Source organism: Sinorhizobium fredii NGR234, from assembly GCF_000018545.1.
Taxonomy (GTDB): domain Bacteria; phylum Pseudomonadota; class Alphaproteobacteria; order Rhizobiales; family Rhizobiaceae; genus Sinorhizobium; species Sinorhizobium fredii_A.
This window is the reverse complement of sequence record NC_000914.2, coordinates 473,964-490,712: the sequence shown is the minus strand read 5'-3', so window position 1 is coordinate 490,712 and position 16,749 is coordinate 473,964. Positions and strand designations below refer to the sequence as shown.

Genomic DNA, 16,749 nt, shown 5'->3' with positions numbered 1-16,749 from the left:
GGCACACTACCGCGGTGTTCGTACCCGTGACTACAGTGTTCCGCGCAATGAACCTATCGTTGCTCCGAACGAAACAGTGCGAATCGCCGTGCTGAAGGATCGGTTAGCTGACCCTTCATTTCCCCCCGAGCCTTTTTGATTATTCTTTCAGGAGAGCGTACCGAAGCACGCGAAGGTCTTCGTCTTCGAGTGAGATCTCCAGGACCCGATTGACGAGATTGTCGTCATTGTCGAGTTCGATCAACGCCTGCTCAAACAGCTCGATCTGCATGTCGAGGTCCATGCCGGGTGGCCGTTAAGGCAGATCAGCCCGGCATGGATGGCGACGTCGGCATATTGCCCCTTGGTGCCCGGCTTGTCTTTTGGTCCCCGGAAATCGACCGAATTCTTCGTGACAAACGTCCAGTCGCCCTCAAGGATGATTGGTTTAAGCTCCCAGTCCTTCAGGCCGCCCAGTTTCATCCAGACGACATGGCTTGTTTCGCCGTGGCCTTTTTCGATAGCCATTTTTGCCAGTTCAGGACTGAGACACTCATCGATGAGAAACTTCATCCCGTCTTCCTGCGACGGGCGACGCGACGATCTGAGACGATGACCGAGCCTTCGGGAAGGTCGCCGAAGACGCGGCGCCGGCCGCGCAAGGGGTTCGCTTCCGCGTAGATTGAGGCAAGCCTTATCTTTTCCGCGTCCAGGCTAGGCCAGGCCTCCAGCATGCGCTCCACCGAATGACCGGCAGCTACGGATGCGGCAACATCATAGACCGGAACGCGGGTGCCCCGGACGACAGGCGTACCGCCAAGGATGTCGGGCGAGGATGTGACGATCTCTCGTGCTGCGGCAAGGTCGTCCAGTCGTTCGCTCGCACCTCTCATAAAGGGCATAAGATCGATCGTCAGAAACTCGTGGTGCACGGTCCAGTCCTCGCGCAACAGGGCGGACCAAGGGAGCGTACGCGCTCTTGCCAGTCGACCCTCTGCTATCCGGATGGCAAACAGCCGCTCTTCCGAGGTGAGACGGCGGGCGCTCTCGAAATAGAAGGCGATGAGGGAGCAGGCCCCGGCCAGGACATGGCGACCGTTGTCAAGCGACACGAAGGCTTCTGGCAGAATATGCTCATCGATGACGCGATTGACGTCGCGTAGGCTCACGCGCGAGACGACGGCAGCCTCGCTCGCCTTCAGCATTTCCGCAACTGCGGGCATGTGGGCCTCCATATAATGCTCCGATCCGTCGGAATATATAATGTGCAGGTGGTCATATCAAGGTCTTGAAGACGAATGGGTAGGCATCGCCTGATGGTGGGGCGCGTGCGACACTCGATCGACCGGCGGGAAGAGGGGTCGTTTTCACCGCCCCTGATCCCCGCGCCGCAATCCAAATGGCAATGGTGCTTGCTGTTAAATATTTTGACGGGGTTTCTTCAGGCAGCCTTCATTGTTTCCGATGCGCTGCCGCTGTTCTCACCAAGATCGAACCGGTCGACGAGTTGCATCAGGTAGTCCGCCTCGCCCGACAGCGTCCAGCTCGCGGCTTGCGTCTCCTCGGCCATGGCCGCGTTGCTTTGCGTCAGCTGATCAAGCCGCGTGATTGCAACGTTCACCTCGGCGATCGACGAAGCCTGCTCCCGGCTCGACAGCGCGATTGCTTCGATCTGGGTCGAGATCTCGAGGATGTGCTTGGAGATATCCAGCAACGCAGCACCGGTTTCGGAGACGAGGCCGGCGCCCTTGGCGACTTCGGCCGTGGAGTTTCCGATTAACGCGGCAATCTCCCGAGCAGCCCCGGCGGACCGCTGCGCGAGTTCCCGCACCTCCTGCGCGACCACGGCAAAACCTTTGCCGGCCTCGCCGGCGCGCGCCGCCTCGATGCCCGCGTTGAGCGCCAGCAGATTGATCTGGAATGCGATGTCGTCGATGACCTCGATGATGTGGCCGATATGGCTGGAGGCGGCCTCAATCCGCCCCATGGCCGCAGTCGCATTGCCCACGACCACGGTGGAGCGATCGGCGTCTTGCTTGGCCTTGGAGACCGTATTGTCGGCATTGGCCGCCTGGTCGCCTGCCCTGCGGATGGTGGCGACGATCTCATCAACGCTTGCGGCTGTTTCTTCGAGCGACGCGGCCTGCTGCTCGGTGCGACCGGAGAGCGCCTTGGCGCCCTCGGCCATCTGACGGCCGCTTCCCTGGATGACGGACGACGTCGTGCGGATGTCGAGGAGGGTTTGCCTGAGGCCCGCGACGGCGGCGTTGAAATCGGTGCGCAGTTTGTCAAGCGCCGGGGCGAAGGGTGTCTCGATCGTTGAGGTCAGCCGGCCCTTTGCCATGGCGTCGAGCCCATCTGCCAGTGCGTCGACTGCGAAGGCGATTTCCTGGTCGCGGCGCAACTTTTCCGCCTCGTTTCGCTCACGCTCGGCATGGGCGGCGACGCGCTCCTGCTCGGACCGCTGTTCGAGCGCGATCCTCGCCTTCGCATTGGTCTTGAAGACGTCGAGGGCACGCGCCATCTCGCCGATCTCGTCGGCGCGGTTCCGGTTAGCGACAGCCGTGTCGAGCAGGCCACCGGCCAGATTGCGCATCGTCTGGGTGATCTCCCCGATCGGCCCCTTCAGCGTGAGCACCAGCGCCGCGCCGGAAACGAGAGCGATGATCACGCCCAGAACCATGGCGCCGATGGACAGCCTATTGGCATCCTGGCTCTGGCGCCCGGCGGCGCTCCGTTGCAGGTCGGCGAACAGCGATATCTGCTCGCCGATATGGTCGATCTCGTCGGCAGCGGCCTGGAATTGCTGTGTGCGCTTGCCGGTGGCGCCGACAAGTTCGACGGCGGACTGTTCAATCCGGTCGAAGGAGGTTGCGAGCTTGGTCGACTGCTCCCCGGCGAAGCCGAGATCGCCCGCCGTGGAGCTCAGCGCAAAGAGCGCGTTGCGGCATTGCGCGAGGTGCATTGCCAATGTCGACTGCTTTTCTGCGGAACGGTCGAGCATGAATTCGGCAAGTGCGATGCGCGTCAGGTAGATGGCATCGGTGAGATGCCGCGTGTCCTGCATTACGAGCCCGGCCTTGGCAACCGAGGCATCGAGCTCCTCGAAAGTCGTCGACACATGCTGCATCTTCGCGGTCGCCGCCGCCTCCAACGGCTCCTTAAGCGCTTTGAGCTCAGCGAAGACATCCAGGATTTTCTCTATGTTTTCCGGCGGGCGCGCCTTGTCATCCACCAGCGCACTCAAGGCCCTGACGTTGGCCGAAAAGGCCTTGCCCAGCGGCTTGGATTTCTTCGGCAACGCGATCGGTAGCAGCTTCTGGTGAATCTTCAGGTCGCCCATGGCTGCGGCGATCGCCCGATAGCCCTCGCCATCGTCCTTGCGCGCGGCAAATGCATCTCTGAGCGCAACGACAAAGCTTGTCGCAGAGAGGATCCTTTGCGCGTCACGCAGTTTCTCCTTGGCGTCGTCTTCCTGCGTGGAGATCGACTTGTCGAACGCGGTGGCGGCGGTCAAGAGATCCGCCTGCGATGTCGAGATGACCCCCAAGGCCTCCTTGATGCCGGCTTCGAGGCGGGCTTCATCGGCATGCAGAGCCCAAAGGTCGTCCATTCGGCCGTTGATCGCAGAAAGCGCCGCGGATGCGCTTTCGAGCTCCGCCCAGCCTTCGGCCTTCGGCGTCAGGCGTGCGCCGGCAGCGTCGAGCGCGGCGCGCTGCTCGTCGAGCTTGCTGAAGACGAGCGCCCGGTTTTCTTCGGTCGTCTGGTCGAGAAAGCCGATCATTGCCGCATAGACATCCTTGAAGCCGCGCAGCGATGCCGCGACGTCGTTGGATATCGCCATGCGGCTTTGCAGAAGCCCGGATGCGAGCATGCCAGTCACCCCGACCGCGCTGATGCTCAGGATGAAGGGCAACACCAGCAGCATCACCTTCGTTCGGATTTTGAAACGCGAGAGGAGGCGATCGACCCAGCCCATGAGATGTCCCGAAATTTTGTTGAGGTGGCAGCCGCGTGCAGCGCAGCATCACGGCATCGATAGGCGGCGAGGGATAACAAATCGATAATGAAGCGGCGATCACATGCAAATGTCACAAAACATTCACACAAGCTAATTTGTATTACTTTTCAATCGACTGGGGGATACTGCAAACCGCGAGCAATCCTTTCCGCTATTGTTGGAACACCAGTCGGTTCGTCACGTCGCTGTTGTTTCCGTGCTGTAGTTTTTCGCCACAGTTGAAGAGGGGCTACCAATGGAAATCTCCAAATTTGCGGACGAACAACTGGCCGATCAGATCGCCGCAGGCCGCGAGGCTGTGCCCGAAGTTGATCCCATACGGTTGATTGAGCAGGTCGTCCATCGGGCGCGCGCTGGGGCCGGGGTGGATTTCGACGTCTTTGAGTCCCTGATCGGCGAAATCGATCTCGTCGAAATCAACTATCTCGAGCGTGGTTTGATGGCATCAAGGGCGGTGTGCAGGATCAATGTTCCGGCACCCGTTGGCGACAGTAGCGACTGGGGGACAGGGTTCTTGATCGGGCCGCGGCTCTTGTTGACCAACAATCACGTCATCGACTCCGCTGAAGACGCTCTCAAGGCTACGGTCGAATTCGGCTACGAACTCGACGCCGAAGGGCGGCTGAAACGCACGACACGCTTTCGGCTTTCCCCGCAAGATGGTTTTGTAACGAGCCCGAGGGATGCGCTCGATTACACGGTCGTTGCGATCGAGGAAAACAGCGAGGATGGCGCGACGCCAATCTCCGACTTCGGTTTCTTGCGTCTCGACGCGCGCACCGGAAAGACGGAGGTCGGCCAGTATGCGACCATCATTCAACATCCCGATGCCAAGACGAAGCGCATCTCGCTCAGAGAAAACAAGTTCGTCAAATATGGGGACGAGGCGGACCCGGAGCGCGACAATTTCCTCTGGTACTCTTCCGATACGGCAAATGGTTCGTCTGGCGCAGCCGTCTTCACGGATGCCTGGCAGGTCGTTTGCCTGCATCACGCAGGCGTTCCAGACCGAAGGATGATCGATGGCAAGGAACACTGGGTGCTGACCGACAAGACAACGGCGCCCGCTCGCATCGCCATCAATCTGCCCGTCGACAAAGTTCACTGGCTCGCGAATGAAGGCGTTCGCATTTCCAAGCTCATCGCCGACGTTCAAGAGAGAATTGCGGCGCCAGGCTTTGCCCGTTCCACCCTGGTCGATGACCTTGTTGCCGATGCGACCGGGGTGAAAGCCTTTGCCGGCACGACGCCAGGCGAGAGCATCGTCGGCCCGCCGCTCGTCGCCGCACCGGCCCTCAGGCTTGTTGCCGCCGAGGCACGACGCCGGCCGACGCGGCATACGCACCCGGCCAATTATTTCGACGGACGCGAAGGATATCGATCGGATTTCCTGCCCGTCGAAATCCCGCTGCCCACACTCGGGGTCAATGCATTGCGGCATGGTTCGCCGGCCAAGGTCACCGGTGCAGCCGACGACGTCCTGCGCTACCAGCATTTCTCCGTGGTCCTGAATGCCAATCCCAAGCGCAAGATGGCCTTCTACACCGCCGTGAACATCGACGGTGCCCGCTGGACGAACCTGGAACGGGGAAATGACGTGTGGTTTTACGACCCGCGCATCCCCGAGGAACTGCAAAACGGCGACGAACTCTATGGCGACGAGCCTGTGCCATCGAAGAACTATTTCGATCGCGGTCACCTCGTGCGCCGCCTCGATCCGGTTTGGGGCGAGATCCGCGTTGCCAAGCAGGCCAATGACGACACGTTCCAGTGGACCAATTGCTCGCCGCAATATTGGGGCTTCAATCAGGGCGCCGATCTCTGGCAGGGTCTGGAAAATTTCCTGCTCTACAACACCGACGACGAGAATGTTCAGGCTTCGGTCTTCTCCGGGCCGCTGTTTCGCGCGGACGATGAAGAGCACAGGGGAATTCTGATCCCGCAGTTTTTCTGGAAGGTCATTGCGGTAACCGACAAGAACGACAGGCTCTATACCAGCGGCTACATGGTCAGTCAGCAGGACTATGCCCTCGACATTCCGTTCGAACGACTCCCGGTCGGGCCGAACAGCACAAAACCTGGTCAAAATTTCCAGGTCCCGGTGGCAAAGATTATCGAAGACACCGGTATTGTCTTTGCAGACGAGATCTTGAGCGCCGACGCCTATTCCGGACCGTCAACCGGGCGAGCATTGCGCACCGTGGCGGACATACAGCATCCCCGGCGCTGATCATGCAAAGCGGCTCTTTGCCGCGGGCTGCATCCAAGGTTTGCGGGCGCATCGTGAAGCCAAACGTCGCCAGTTGCACCGCCGGCCCGTTGATCGCCGTTGAGGATCTGTCGCCCTGGACATCACGCGGCCTTTGCAAATCTGGCACGTTCGGGAGGGACATTCGGTTTCTCGTCTGATTGCCCCCGTTCACGTCTACGGTTGCGTGTCATAGAACAGTCATAAACGGAAGCAAGCATGCTGCGATTGCCAGCCTTGCCGCGGGGCTATGAGGTGAAGGGGGACGATCGCTTGCCATCAAGCCGCTTGCCCGACCGGAGGCCGTCGCCGTCTTGCCGCGCACCATCGAGCAAGCTATGAGCTATTCCGTCGACGTCGACGTCGACGTCGACGTCGATCCGGACGGGCGGTACACATTCAATATTCTGGATGAGACGCACAGGTATCCGGCATGACGCTCTGCTGGAAAGATCTATACAAACCTGCTCACGGCAACTGGGTGTGCACTGAACGGTGGCGTTGCGAACGGGCGAACCGTCATTTGAACGAATAATCGTCGAGCCAGCGGATCCCCTTAGACCCTTAAACTATTTGTTCGTTGACTCTTCGAGCGCCGCTTATTCGGAAGCCGAGTTTTTTGAACCTTAAGGCCCGCGGAGCGGCCGAGGTTTGCAGCGGAGGACTCGCGCAAAGATCAAAATCCGCAATCCAATACGGTCAACGATCCATTCTTGACGGGTTTGCCGCTCTTGAGGCGGATACATCACCCGCGAAAGCGGCAGCCTGATCATCGGCTGCCGTCTCATTAAGGAGCTCGGCAAGAAGCACCGGACGCTTGTCGCAAACGCTCGGTCGGGCACGGATCGAACTGCGCACGCACATCCGCAGCGCCGCCTTCCAGGGCTATGTCGTCGTCTTTCGCTACGTTGATGAGGGCATTTCGAGGACAATTTCCTCGAGGGGCACAGGGATGCCGGCACGGTGTTTTCCCAAGAGCGGCCTGTCTTTGGAAGATATCCGCGACGCTCTCATCGATGCGGCCGACTGGGATTTCGTGGTCAGTCAGGCCCGTTGAACTCAACGCATTTTCCGCTGACAAGTCCGGTACTCAAGGCGGCGGGACAGACCGGCAAGGGGGTCTGTCGGCTCGCCGCATGGAGTCAATCGCATAAATATATTCCCCCAAATAATCCATAAAAACTATATTTTCTGTATTATACTCCTGTGGCTTCCTAATGTCTATCCCGTGAATGCAAGCGAGACCATCCGATGACCAAAACGATACGCTTCAACGCTTTTGAAATGAACTGCGTCGGCCATCAGTCGCCGGGGCTCTGGCGCCATCCGCGCGACAGGTCGTGGCAGTACAAGGACCTGGAGTATCGGACGGATCTGGCAAAGGTGCTCGAGACGGGCTTCTTCGATTCCATCTTTATCGCGGACGTGATCGGCTATTACGACGTCTACAAGGGCAATCTCGACAATGCCCTGCTGCAGGGCGTGCAGATACCGGTCAACGATCCGCTTCAGCTCGTCAACCCGATTGCGCTTGCGACGAACCATCTCGGCATCGGCGTCACGGCGTCGACCAGCTTCGAGCATCCCTACACCTTCGCGCGCCGGCTTTCGACGGCCGATCACCACACCAAGGGGCGTATCGGCTGGAATATCGTCACGTCCTATCTTGAAAGCGGTGCGAAGAACGTCGGGCAGGGCGGATTGCGTTCCCATGACAACCGCTACGATGTGGCATCGGATATCTCGAAGTGCTCTACAAGCTCTTCGAAGGAAGTTGGGAAGAGGGGGCGGTCGTTCGCGACAAGGAGCGCGGGATCTTCGCCGACCCGACCAAGATTCACGAGGTCGGTCACAAGGGAAAATATTTCGTGTAGGAAAGGGTGTCAGGTCACTGATGTGGTAATTGGTTCCGCCGGGGTATTCCCTGTCGCGACTGGGCGTGATCCGGCACGGCGCATCTCGATGACAAGTCTGAGGGTCAAATAGACGGACACTGCGGTAAGGATGACAGCGAGAACCGGCTCAACCAGGGGATCATAGGTAGGGCCCCAATTTGCAAGCCGATATGTGTCGTCCCAGGGACCGGCATTGACCGGTCTTGACCAGATATCTGCGCAGTTCACGAGCGCGTTGGATACGTGTTGGCAGACCTGCATTCCGACAACGATGCGCCACAAGTGGATTGCAGTGAGAAGGGGCAAGCAGATTAAGACAACGAACGCGATGCCTTGGACCCATTTTCCCGGACGGCTTCTGGGCTCGATATCAAGGAGCCTAAACGGAAAGGCCTCCGATGCAGAACCGGATGACCTCTTGGCGTGATATACCGCGAGAAAAGGAACCAGCCAGAAGAAGAGCGCGAAGAAGCGCATTCCATGAACAGCATAGGCTTCGCGTGTCAATTCGCCGTCAAACTTAAGCTCAATCGGCAGTTTGATAATCAACGCGAAATCAGATTTTTGCGTCGATCCATGGATGTTGATCATCACGACTAGCGTGAGGATCGCCAGCGTTATCCATAGCTTTCTGAGCGTTTCCTGCGTCATTCCGGCCCCTGACACGTTAAGCCTTGCCGCAGATGCGGTTCAGTTGTTCCTGGGCCCAACCGCGCAGCACCGGTTGCAGGAGCCCAAGCCCTGACAGGTATTCGCCTACGTCACCTGAAACGTCGAGGTCCAAAGAGGTAATGCGACACGCTCCAACATCGACAGTGACGTCTGGTGTGACAGCACCCTTCACTGAAAACCGAATAAATGCTGCGTCGCTTGTCGCGCAGGTGACCTCCACCTTTGATCTAACTCGAAACCCTTCAGGTGCTGAGCAAATATCGATCTGAGTTGCCTCAAATCGCCGTGTACGGTTTGGACCCTCAGGCAGAGCCTCGCAAACCTTGATCTGCTCGATAGCCGCCTTGATTTTTGACCAGTCAGGTGTGTTGAGAAGTGACCAACATTCTTCCGCTTGAACCGTTGAGGTTCCTATCACCAGGATGAGCATTCCGAATAAGGCGGGCTTCACCATTGGCACGATCCCCAAGCCGCACATAGAAGCTGCGTTAACACAACATGACGTCGGATAATTTTCAACTAGCTGTTGAAAGATTATCTCATAGCGGGTGCACTTTGTTTGAGGTTTCGAACCCGGCCTTATGTGGGTCCGATGCTTGGATACTAACGTCCGAAGCCAAAGACGATTTCCTCGTCGTTTTCACGCGCTGCCACAGGAGAAGACTTACGAGCCGCTGGATCAGCTCCTAAGATCGTCAGTGACGGGTAACCCTTCCAATCCAGTTCGAGTTGGGCGTCAAAACCCCTCTTCTGGGCCTTCGCGACCAGATTCTTAGGGGCGCTTGGGTCGTATCCCATGGTCACGTCAGCGAGCGGATGGCGTAGATATTGAACGCTTTGCAACGCGAGCGTCATTGCCGCAACAATAACAGTACGGTCCGCAAACAAGCTTCCGTCGCGATCGTTTGCCAAACGGAACGGACCATTCTTTATCGGCGTGTGCCCTGGAACGGTGAAATATGCATAGCGAGAAACGCCACGGAGAAATTCGCCCGTCGTCTGGTCGTCGTTTCCGGCGAACGTGGGATCGCTGCCGACCAGTATGATATCGATGCCGCCGTCGCCCTCATCGGACCTGGAAACATATGCGCCTTCGATGAACAAGCCCGATTGGTTATCGACCTGCAGGCCTGGCTGTTCACCGAACATGATGAAAGCCTGTTTCGCTGGAAGCTTGATGTCCTGAGCCTCCGTTTTCCCGCAAGTCCAGTTCCATCAGATCGGCACCAATCCTTGAAACGTCGAAAATGCAATCATCTGACGCTAGGACATGAGCTGCAATAGGCTCTAGGTGTGCAATGGTCAGCAGGCGTTCGTCGCGCTCTTCCGGCGACATACCGCTGAACTCTTTCGAAACGGCCCAGTGGCGCATGATCGTTTCCTGGCGGAATGTGTTCCGAAGCTCCGATGTTGCCAGAGAGCCCGATATCGTCATGCCCAATGCATCGAGCCTGCGGCGGAAGACCGCCTCGAACATGGTCGCGCGGCACGGATGAGGATATCGCATTGTTTTTGATCCCGGATGCATTCACACCCAGCCTGATCAAAATCTCTGCAAGCAAGAAGCTCGGTTCGGTGTGGGCAGTTTATAACAGGAATGAAGCCCAGGCATTTGAAATGATGTCCCCAGCAATCTTGCCACCTTCGTCAATTTGCAGATCGAGACCTGTCACTGTGAAGCCAGTATCCTCGGCCCATTCGACGATGGCGTTTTTGCAACCTCGAAATCGGGGACAGAGTTTCGTTTTGAAAGTTCGGGGGAAATCACCTACATAGCCCCAAAAACCTCAGCCCTACCGCTAGGCTGAAGCCTGTCTCCTACGAACGGCGATGATGAACCCGAAGAATTTGATCGCGGTAGGTGATGTGCACGGAATGGCACAAACCTTAGAACTCCTTCTCAATGAAGCTGACCGTCACGAAAGTGGGATGCACCGAAGAGCCGGAGAATGGGGACCAAAGTTCATTGTTGGCTCAAGGTCTCCGCGCCCCTTTGTCCAGCCACCGAGCAAGGCGCATTGCCCAGCGTTCGATTACCCGCCGCGCAAGGCCTCCTGCCAGGTTCGGATGATGGGCTGCGTGGCAGCCGTCGCAAAGAGTGACAAGATTTGAGGGTTCATCGGTCCCGCCCATAGACCGAGGCAATAGATGATGCACATCGGCCTTCGGCGGACGTCACCTTAGTCGAGCACGACACGCATCTAAAGTCATCACGCAGGACAACGCGGCGCGTTTGCTTCCAGTTATCTGCCGGGGGCTGTTTGGCGGCTTTCTTCATTGGGCGAAGAATGGGGGAAAGTCGCTGAGAAAGCGTAACCAATAGCACCAGTCACAGCTCATTCGAACTGACCGCGAGACAGCGAAATTAAAATCCCCGGAGGCCAGCATACTTTCGGCATCGTGATCCCCGGCATCGATTGCCAGAAACTTATTAATGATTGACGCCTTTGAAATGATTACAACAGCGCTTTCAACAGCTGCACTTTCCGACGTCATCGCGGTATCGCCGGTGTAGTAGTACAGCTGAAATACACGCTTCTTGAAGTCGTAATATGTTGATATTTGAGCAGAATACAGCATCATTCTGCGGCTGATTTCCAGATCACTATGGCTTGTTTGCTGCCCACATGATCGCTGATGTGGTCGACCACGCCAAGGTCATGGGAAATGAACAGATAAGAGATGCCCATCCGCGCCTGCAATTCCCACAGAAGATCCAAAATCTGTGCCTGGATCGGCGGCGATCTGTGACCAGTCGATCGACCGCGACGCGAAGTGTCCGCCAGAAACGGCGCCTGTTTCAGCACGCGGAAGTGCTGCATCTTCGCGGCGTATTCGGGGGTACAACTGGCCAGCTTCGGCAGAGGCGTCTCCTCCAATCGCAGGAATCGTTGGTTGCGACAACCAACCTGCACCGGAACCGCGTGCTTCGGTTATGGGTATGTCAATCCGGTTCAAGAACCGCACCCCAGCAAAATCAAAGACTTAAATGCGCAGGTTCAAATCGCAAAAGCTTACCCCGCAACCAACATGGCTGAGAAAACCGTTTGTTGAATGGGTCCGGAACTGCCGCCACAGTTCCGGACCACGGCAACATCGCTTCAGTGCGATGTGCCCGAACCGCCCACAGGTGGCGATTCAGCTCAGATTAGAAGTCGCGCTGCAGGCGGACGAAGCCGCTGACGAAATCCTCCGTGTCTGCGCCGATGTCGCGACTTGTGTACTGCACGGAAACACGTGACGCCAACCCAGAGGTGATCTTGTAGTCAACCGCCAGACCACCGCGCCATTGATCCGCATCGCTGACGAAGCCGTAATCACCCCAATAATGAAGCCCCGGGGTGATCGCGAGCTTTTCGGTGGCGTTGTAGCGATACGAGGTGGCGACGGTCCACTCGGAAGCGGCGAAATAGACGTTCGGGTCGGATGCCCAGACGCCGGCAATCTGGAAGACGCCCGGGCCGAGTTCGGCCGAAACCAGCGCGCGGATGGCTCCTTCCTCGACCTCGGTATCGTAACCGCCGAGAAGGTCGATCGAGACGCCGCCGACCGTGGCCGAAACGATGCCCTGCACGCCGATGCCGTTTGCCTTCGTGGTCGCCCCTTCGAGCTCATTGATGGCAACGCCTGCCTGGAACGCGCCGCCCTCATAGAGGTAGGCAATCGAGTTGAACTCGGTGATGTTCGCCAGCGAGTCAGTTTCGCCGTTCAGGCCTTTATCCCACCAGCTGTAGAAGAAACCCGCCTTGAAACCGCCGAGCTGGATATAGGCCTCGTCGAGGTTGATCAGGCTGTCACCGACGTCGCTGTCGTTGTCAGCGTTGAACTCGCTGGCGAAGAAGCCAGTGAGCGTTCCAAGTTCGGTGTCGCTCTTTGCGCTGAAGGCGATGTATGCGCGCGAGAAGGCGTCCCAGTCGGACGTGCCCTGGGCCCCCCAGCCTTGGCGTTTGTTGACCTCATCCGGGCCAAACGAGACCTGGAAACGAGCGTAACCATTGATCTTCAGGCACGTTTCTGTGCCGGGGATATAGAAATAGCCGATGCCGAAAGCGTCGCAGACGCGAACGTAGTCCATCGGTTCCGGCTCCGCAGCGACGATCGCGTCAGCCGCTTGTGCACCAGAGACTGCTGCAAGGGCAACGCTGGAGCCGAGAAGCACAGTGCTAAAATTCATTCTCATGCGGTCGATCTCTCTTTTGGGTTGGGCAAGGGCCGGGGCAGGTCGGTCCTGAACTTCAACGGCACCCTCGCTCGCGCTGCGGCGAAACGGGCCGTCAATATTGACGGGCAGCGCGCTACCTTTACCAACGAATATATTCATATTCTAAAGGTATATGAATTCCGTAAGGCGACGAAATGAAAGTGGTAGACATTCGTTGTTAACGCAACACGTAAATATTGTCGCATTTTGTACAGCGCAAAAGACTGGGCAATGTTACTAATCATACAAATAGTTTGTATGATGGCGCCGAATTGGCGCGTAATAAAACTTGAAACAACTTGACATATAAGAAACTGATGATAGATATATATCGCCCGATGAGAAGAGGGCTCTTCCCGACTAGCGCCGCCAGAGCCTCCAGCCTGGCGGCGCATTTCATCTCGACGCTATGGGCGTTTTCCCAGGCGCTCTATACCGGTGGCGACACGGCTTTCATGGCCGTCGGACTTTGCCTCGCAGGATAATGGGGAAGGATCGCCCGCCTACAGCGCCGTGCGTCCTTCAGGACGCACAAAGGCGCTGTAAGTCTTCGAATCTACCCATTGTGCTTTCCGAAAATCGGTTCCGATTTTCGGGCCGATGCGCTAGGGCAAACCGTCGAGTGCGGTCCAGGAATGTCGGGACGCTGTCCGTTTTTAGTGGCAGAGCGCTCCCCGGGGCCAAGCGCTGCTTGGGTCTGTCGCCCTTGGACTAGGCCTGCTCGACGGAGCCCTCGTTACGGGTGAAACGAAGGGCGGACGAGGGGCTGAGACCGTAGGCGCTCTTATAGAGAACCGAGAACCGGCCCGGATTGGAAAACTGAAGATTCAAGGCCAGCTCGGTAATGCTGCCCGCCCGGCCGGCCTTGATGGCGCCATGGGCGGCGGCGAGCCTATAGTTGCAGAGGACGCTCATGGGCGAGCCTCCTCGATAGGTGCGGAACATCCTCTGGAGCGCCCGCGGCGTGCACCGGGCAGCGGCGGCGAGGTCCTCGATCGTAACAGGGTTGGTCAGGTTCTCGCGCATGAACGCCTCAGCTTTAAGGAGCTGTCTTGGTGCCGCACCGCTGGTTCCCTGACAGAATGCCTCAGCGAGATTGTGCGGCATCGTCGAGAACAACTTTACGAGGGCCAGCTGCTTGTACGCCTTTGCCAACAAAGGCATGGCTTTCGATGCTGCCGAGTTGAGATCCCTTTCCGCCTGCCGGAGCGTCTGATACAGACCTTGAACGTCATCTTGAGAAAAGCAGGTAGCCGGCAATACGAACTCGTGCACATAGGGTCTACCGGTCAGGTCCTCGAAGCTTCGCCTGAGAGCCGACTCGGGAATATGGAAGGCCAACCACGAACTTTCAGATTGGATCGTCATTCGGTTGCCGGCACGTTCGCGGGCGCTCGCGACATGATTAGGCGAGATGCTTAGTGTTTTGCGTGTCCGCCGGTCGGTGATTTCGATATGTCCGGACAGCACGAAATAGAAGCTGATGAGCCGCGTATCGCGCCTGGCAAGCGCTTGCAGACAGACCGAATGCTCCGCGCTTGCCAGCCAGGCTGACAGAACTCGTTGCCGGTGGTAGGCGAGCGAGCAAGCCTCCGGGGTCTCTGAGGAGACCTTCCACCTCCAGTTCGGCTCGACAGATCCAAGATTGGCGAGGATCGTGTCGCGCGTATGGGCGACGAAACTGTCTGTCCGCAGTGGCTCGTCTGTGCTGGGAAGGGTTGCGCAAAAAAGCACGGTGTTCCAGCCGAGGCTCGGAAACTTGTCTAGGAGAGGCAGCGAACCGCATTGACGAACCAATGGTTCCGCCGCCGCGATCAGGTTCCAGTCGAGCATCGAAAACAGCGCCAATGGGTTGAGAGGCGGGTAGAGCAGAACGGCTATCAAAGCAGCAATCGTCCCAGCGACGAGCAGGCACAGGACCAGCTTGCCGAACGGCAAGGGCATCACTTGGTGGCTCGTTTTATCAGCAGAGCCATGACGCGCGTCAATCTGCACTGCTCTCCATCCTGTGCGATATTCGATCTGAACCCGGATCGAAGATGTGTTTTTCGGATAGGGATCGCGCGTCGGCTTTGGCCGTTACTCTGAGATGCTGCGGAGCGGCAATGATGGCGACTTTCCCATCTGCCTCGAAGAGAATGGACGAAGGCGCACCGGCTGCGCGACACAAGACATGTCCGGCCGCACAATCCCAAAGATGGGTGCCGTGCTCGACATAGCCGGCAAGCCGACCCGCCGCGACCATCGCAAGTGCTGCGGCACAGCTTCCAAGGCAGACGATATGATAACCGCGCGCCTCAAACGCGGCCTCGACTTCGAGGCGATGGGCGAGGGGCCATGTTCGGTTGCGGCCTATGCCAAAGGCGATCGGCTGCGCCCCGACAAGCGGCGAAACCGAGCCTGTCCCATGCAATGGGCCATCCACAGAAGCCCACAACAGAGTATCGAGTGCCGGTAGCGCAACAGCGCCGAGGACCGGCTCCTTGTTGCGGACAAAAGCGATAGAGACCGCCCAGAGCGGTATGCCCGACAGGAAATTCGCGGTCCCATCGATCGGATCGATCAACCAATGGTCAACTTCGGCATCGCCAAGCTGTTCCTCGCCGACGATCGCGTCGGCGGGGAACTGGGCGTGGATCAGCCTGCGGGCAAGACTTTCGGCGTCACGATCGGCTGCGCTGACGTAGTCGGCCTCACCCTTGGTCTCGATGACGATGTGGGAAAGATTGCCAAACCGGGCCAGCGCGAAGGCTCCAACCTTGCTGGTGATGTTCCGAAGCAAATCGAGCCGAGTGTCGAGGTCGCTTGTCAATTTGCCGCCCGATCCCGCGCCGACGCAACCATCTCTTCAAGCCGCAGAGCGATAGCGTGTGCCCGCTGATAGTAGGACGACTCCGACAGCACGTAGCGGTCCATCGGCGTCTCGAAGTTCAAGGGCGTCCTGTAATTTGTTGCCGCAATGGCTTTTGTGATCGCATCCCAGTCAAGCCTGCCGTCGAATGGCAGCAGATGGTCGTCCTTTGCGCCGAAGTTGTCATGAATATGCGTGGCGATCAGCCGATCGCCATGGCGCTCCAGCACCGACAGCTTGCCGGGCTCGATCAGTTCCCAATGGCCGCTGTCGTAGCAGACGCCAACGAAGTCGGAACTGTAGCGGCTAAAGAGGCGGGCATAGAGCTTGAGGTAATTTTCCGCATTTGCCTTGACCAGGGTTTCGACCGCGATCTGCACGTTGCGTTCGATGCAATGGGCCTCGACGTCGTCGAAGGATCGGAACAGGGGCTCGAACAACAGGTTCTCGTTTTCAACGCTGCGGAACGTGTCGTCGGTGATGTCGACGTGGAGCACGACATTCGGAGCGCCGAGGGCCGCAGCGAGATCGATACGGTTTTTTAGAAGCTCCACCCCGCTTTGACGCTGCCAATCGTGGTGAGAGAGGAAGTTCTTGCGTGTCTCCTGCGCGAATGGGACAGGTCCGGCATGGGCGAGCTCGCTCACCGGGTTGACGCCGTTGCTGGCATGAACGGAGTGTGTTTGCAGGCCCGCCTCCGCAACGATGCGGCGGGTGAACTCGATTTCGGCGTCGGCAAGCATATAGGAGCTGCCGGAATCGGGGTTCCAGTTGATATGCGTAAATCCGGCTTCACGGATCAGGTCGAGGGAGTGGCGGATGCCCTCGTCGTACCAGCGTTCATGGGTGGGCCAATGCCAGACGGTGATGCAAGTATCCATT

The 16,749-nt window shown here is 58.2% G+C and carries 17 protein-coding genes and 1 pseudogene; 3 read left to right on the top strand and 15 right to left on the bottom strand.

Translation table 11 applies throughout. The annotated features are described in order from the left end of the window. Positions 1-139: 139 nt before the first annotated feature. The 4 genes from NGR_RS33615 to NGR_RS31930 form a co-directional block, all read right to left on the bottom strand. On the bottom strand, positions 140-271 hold the full coding sequence (locus NGR_RS33615; protein ID WP_282096857.1) for a hypothetical protein: 132 nt from the start codon (positions 269-271) through the stop codon (positions 140-142). After that, positions 241-552 (bottom strand): DUF5615 family PIN-like protein, encoded by a 312-nt coding sequence (locus NGR_RS31940; protein ID WP_010875394.1) that lies wholly within the window; start codon positions 550-552, stop codon positions 241-243. The genes NGR_RS33615 and NGR_RS31940 overlap by 31 nt, the downstream gene beginning before the upstream one ends. Beyond that, entirely contained in the window at positions 549-1,214 is a 666-nt protein-coding gene (locus NGR_RS31935) for a DUF433 domain-containing protein (protein WP_010875393.1), read from the bottom strand. The genes NGR_RS31940 and NGR_RS31935 overlap by 4 nt, the downstream gene beginning before the upstream one ends. Before the next feature lie 206 nt (positions 1,215-1,420). Then, a complete protein-coding gene (locus NGR_RS31930) occupies positions 1,421-3,958 on the bottom strand; it encodes a methyl-accepting chemotaxis protein (RefSeq protein ID WP_010875392.1) in 2,538 nt (845 codons plus the stop codon). Between the two features lie 277 nt (positions 3,959-4,235). Between NGR_RS31930 and NGR_RS31925 the strand changes: the two genes are divergently transcribed. From NGR_RS31925 to NGR_RS31915, 3 genes and pseudogenes are all read left to right on the top strand, one after another. After that, complete coding sequence (locus tag NGR_RS31925; protein WP_010875391.1) at positions 4,236-6,230, top strand: DNA/RNA non-specific endonuclease; 1,995 nt, start codon at positions 4,236-4,238, stop codon at positions 6,228-6,230. Positions 6,231-7,065: 835 nt separating this feature from the next. Next, positions 7,066-7,305, top strand: a complete 240-nt coding sequence (locus NGR_RS31920; protein ID WP_164924758.1) for a hypothetical protein — start codon at positions 7,066-7,068, stop codon at positions 7,303-7,305. A gap of 194 nt (positions 7,306-7,499) precedes the next feature. Next, positions 7,500-8,116 (top strand): annotated as a pseudogene (locus NGR_RS31915) (LLM class flavin-dependent oxidoreductase); the annotation flags it as partial. A gap of 15 nt (positions 8,117-8,131) precedes the next feature. Here the strand turns inward: NGR_RS31915 and NGR_RS31910 are convergent. The 11 genes from NGR_RS31910 to NGR_RS31860 all read right to left on the bottom strand — a co-directional run bounded on the left by NGR_RS31910 (position 8,132) and on the right by NGR_RS31860 (position 16,748). Continuing rightward, positions 8,132-8,794 (bottom strand): hypothetical protein, encoded by a 663-nt coding sequence (locus NGR_RS31910; RefSeq protein ID WP_010875390.1) that lies wholly within the window; start codon positions 8,792-8,794, stop codon positions 8,132-8,134. A 16-nt stretch (positions 8,795-8,810) separates the two neighbouring features. Then, positions 8,811-9,269: a hypothetical protein gene (locus tag NGR_RS31905; RefSeq protein ID WP_240545252.1), complete on the bottom strand. Its 459-nt coding sequence runs from the start codon at positions 9,267-9,269 to the stop codon at positions 8,811-8,813. Between the two features lie 149 nt (positions 9,270-9,418). Then, complete coding sequence (locus tag NGR_RS31900) at positions 9,419-9,964, bottom strand: hypothetical protein (protein WP_010875388.1); 546 nt, start codon at positions 9,962-9,964, stop codon at positions 9,419-9,421. Continuing rightward, positions 9,954-10,187 carry a hypothetical protein gene (locus NGR_RS33505; RefSeq protein ID WP_240545251.1) on the bottom strand — a complete coding sequence of 78 codons (234 nt, stop codon included), beginning with the start codon at positions 10,185-10,187 and terminating at the stop codon, positions 9,954-9,956. The genes NGR_RS31900 and NGR_RS33505 overlap by 11 nt, the downstream gene beginning before the upstream one ends. A gap of 602 nt (positions 10,188-10,789) precedes the next feature. Continuing rightward, on the bottom strand, positions 10,790-10,948 hold the full coding sequence (locus NGR_RS31890; protein ID WP_240545250.1) for an HNH endonuclease: 159 nt from the start codon (positions 10,946-10,948) through the stop codon (positions 10,790-10,792). Positions 10,949-11,089: 141 nt separating this feature from the next. Further along, entirely contained in the window at positions 11,090-11,398 is a 309-nt protein-coding gene (locus NGR_RS31885) for a hypothetical protein (protein ID WP_010875386.1), read from the bottom strand. After that, positions 11,395-11,694 (bottom strand): hypothetical protein, encoded by a 300-nt coding sequence (locus tag NGR_RS33610; RefSeq protein ID WP_282096856.1) that lies wholly within the window; start codon positions 11,692-11,694, stop codon positions 11,395-11,397. The genes NGR_RS31885 and NGR_RS33610 overlap by 4 nt, the downstream gene beginning before the upstream one ends. 269 nt (positions 11,695-11,963) lie before the next feature. Beyond that, positions 11,964-12,989, bottom strand: a complete 1,026-nt coding sequence (locus tag NGR_RS31875) for a porin (RefSeq protein ID WP_164924773.1) — start codon at positions 12,987-12,989, stop codon at positions 11,964-11,966. A gap of 738 nt (positions 12,990-13,727) precedes the next feature. Next, positions 13,728-15,011, bottom strand: a complete 1,284-nt coding sequence (locus tag NGR_RS31870) for a helix-turn-helix transcriptional regulator (protein ID WP_010875384.1) — start codon at positions 15,009-15,011, stop codon at positions 13,728-13,730. Further along, positions 15,001-15,828, bottom strand: a complete 828-nt coding sequence (locus NGR_RS31865; RefSeq protein WP_010875383.1) for an inositol monophosphatase family protein — start codon at positions 15,826-15,828, stop codon at positions 15,001-15,003. Before NGR_RS31865 ends, NGR_RS31870 begins: the two co-directional genes overlap by 11 nt. Then, positions 15,825-16,748 carry a sugar phosphate isomerase/epimerase family protein gene (locus tag NGR_RS31860; RefSeq protein WP_165447177.1) on the bottom strand — a complete coding sequence of 308 codons (924 nt, stop codon included), beginning with the start codon at positions 16,746-16,748 and terminating at the stop codon, positions 15,825-15,827. Before NGR_RS31860 ends, NGR_RS31865 begins: the two co-directional genes overlap by 4 nt. Position 16,749: the final 1 nt, after the last annotated feature.

Coding starts and splice junctions, on each gene's coding strand:
- NGR_RS33615 (WP_282096857.1), bottom strand. CDS start 271: ATGCAGATCGAGCTGTTTGAGCAGGCGTTGATCGAACTCGACAATGAC.
- NGR_RS31940 (WP_010875394.1), bottom strand. CDS start 552: ATGAAGTTTCTCATCGATGAGTGTCTCAGTCCTGAACTGGCAAAAATG.
- NGR_RS31935 (WP_010875393.1), bottom strand. CDS start 1,214: ATGGAGGCCCACATGCCCGCAGTTGCGGAAATGCTGAAGGCGAGCGAG.
- NGR_RS31930 (WP_010875392.1), bottom strand. CDS start 3,958: ATGGGCTGGGTCGATCGCCTCCTCTCGCGTTTCAAAATCCGAACGAAG.
- NGR_RS31925 (WP_010875391.1), top strand. CDS start 4,236: ATGGAAATCTCCAAATTTGCGGACGAACAACTGGCCGATCAGATCGCC.
- NGR_RS31910 (WP_010875390.1), bottom strand. CDS start 8,794: ATGACGCAGGAAACGCTCAGAAAGCTATGGATAACGCTGGCGATCCTC.
- NGR_RS31905 (WP_240545252.1), bottom strand. CDS start 9,269: ATGGTGAAGCCCGCCTTATTCGGAATGCTCATCCTGGTGATAGGAACC.
- NGR_RS31900 (WP_010875388.1), bottom strand. CDS start 9,964: ATGTTCGGTGAACAGCCAGGCCTGCAGGTCGATAACCAATCGGGCTTG.
- NGR_RS33505 (WP_240545251.1), bottom strand. CDS start 10,187: ATGCGCCACTGGGCCGTTTCGAAAGAGTTCAGCGGTATGTCGCCGGAA.
- NGR_RS31890 (WP_240545250.1), bottom strand. CDS start 10,948: ATGGGCGGGACCGATGAACCCTCAAATCTTGTCACTCTTTGCGACGGC.
- NGR_RS31885 (WP_010875386.1), bottom strand. CDS start 11,398: ATGATGCTGTATTCTGCTCAAATATCAACATATTACGACTTCAAGAAG.
- NGR_RS31875 (WP_164924773.1), bottom strand. CDS start 12,989: ATGAATTTTAGCACTGTGCTTCTCGGCTCCAGCGTTGCCCTTGCAGCA.
- NGR_RS31860 (WP_165447177.1), bottom strand. CDS start 16,748: ATGGATACTTGCATCACCGTCTGGCATTGGCCCACCCATGAACGCTGG.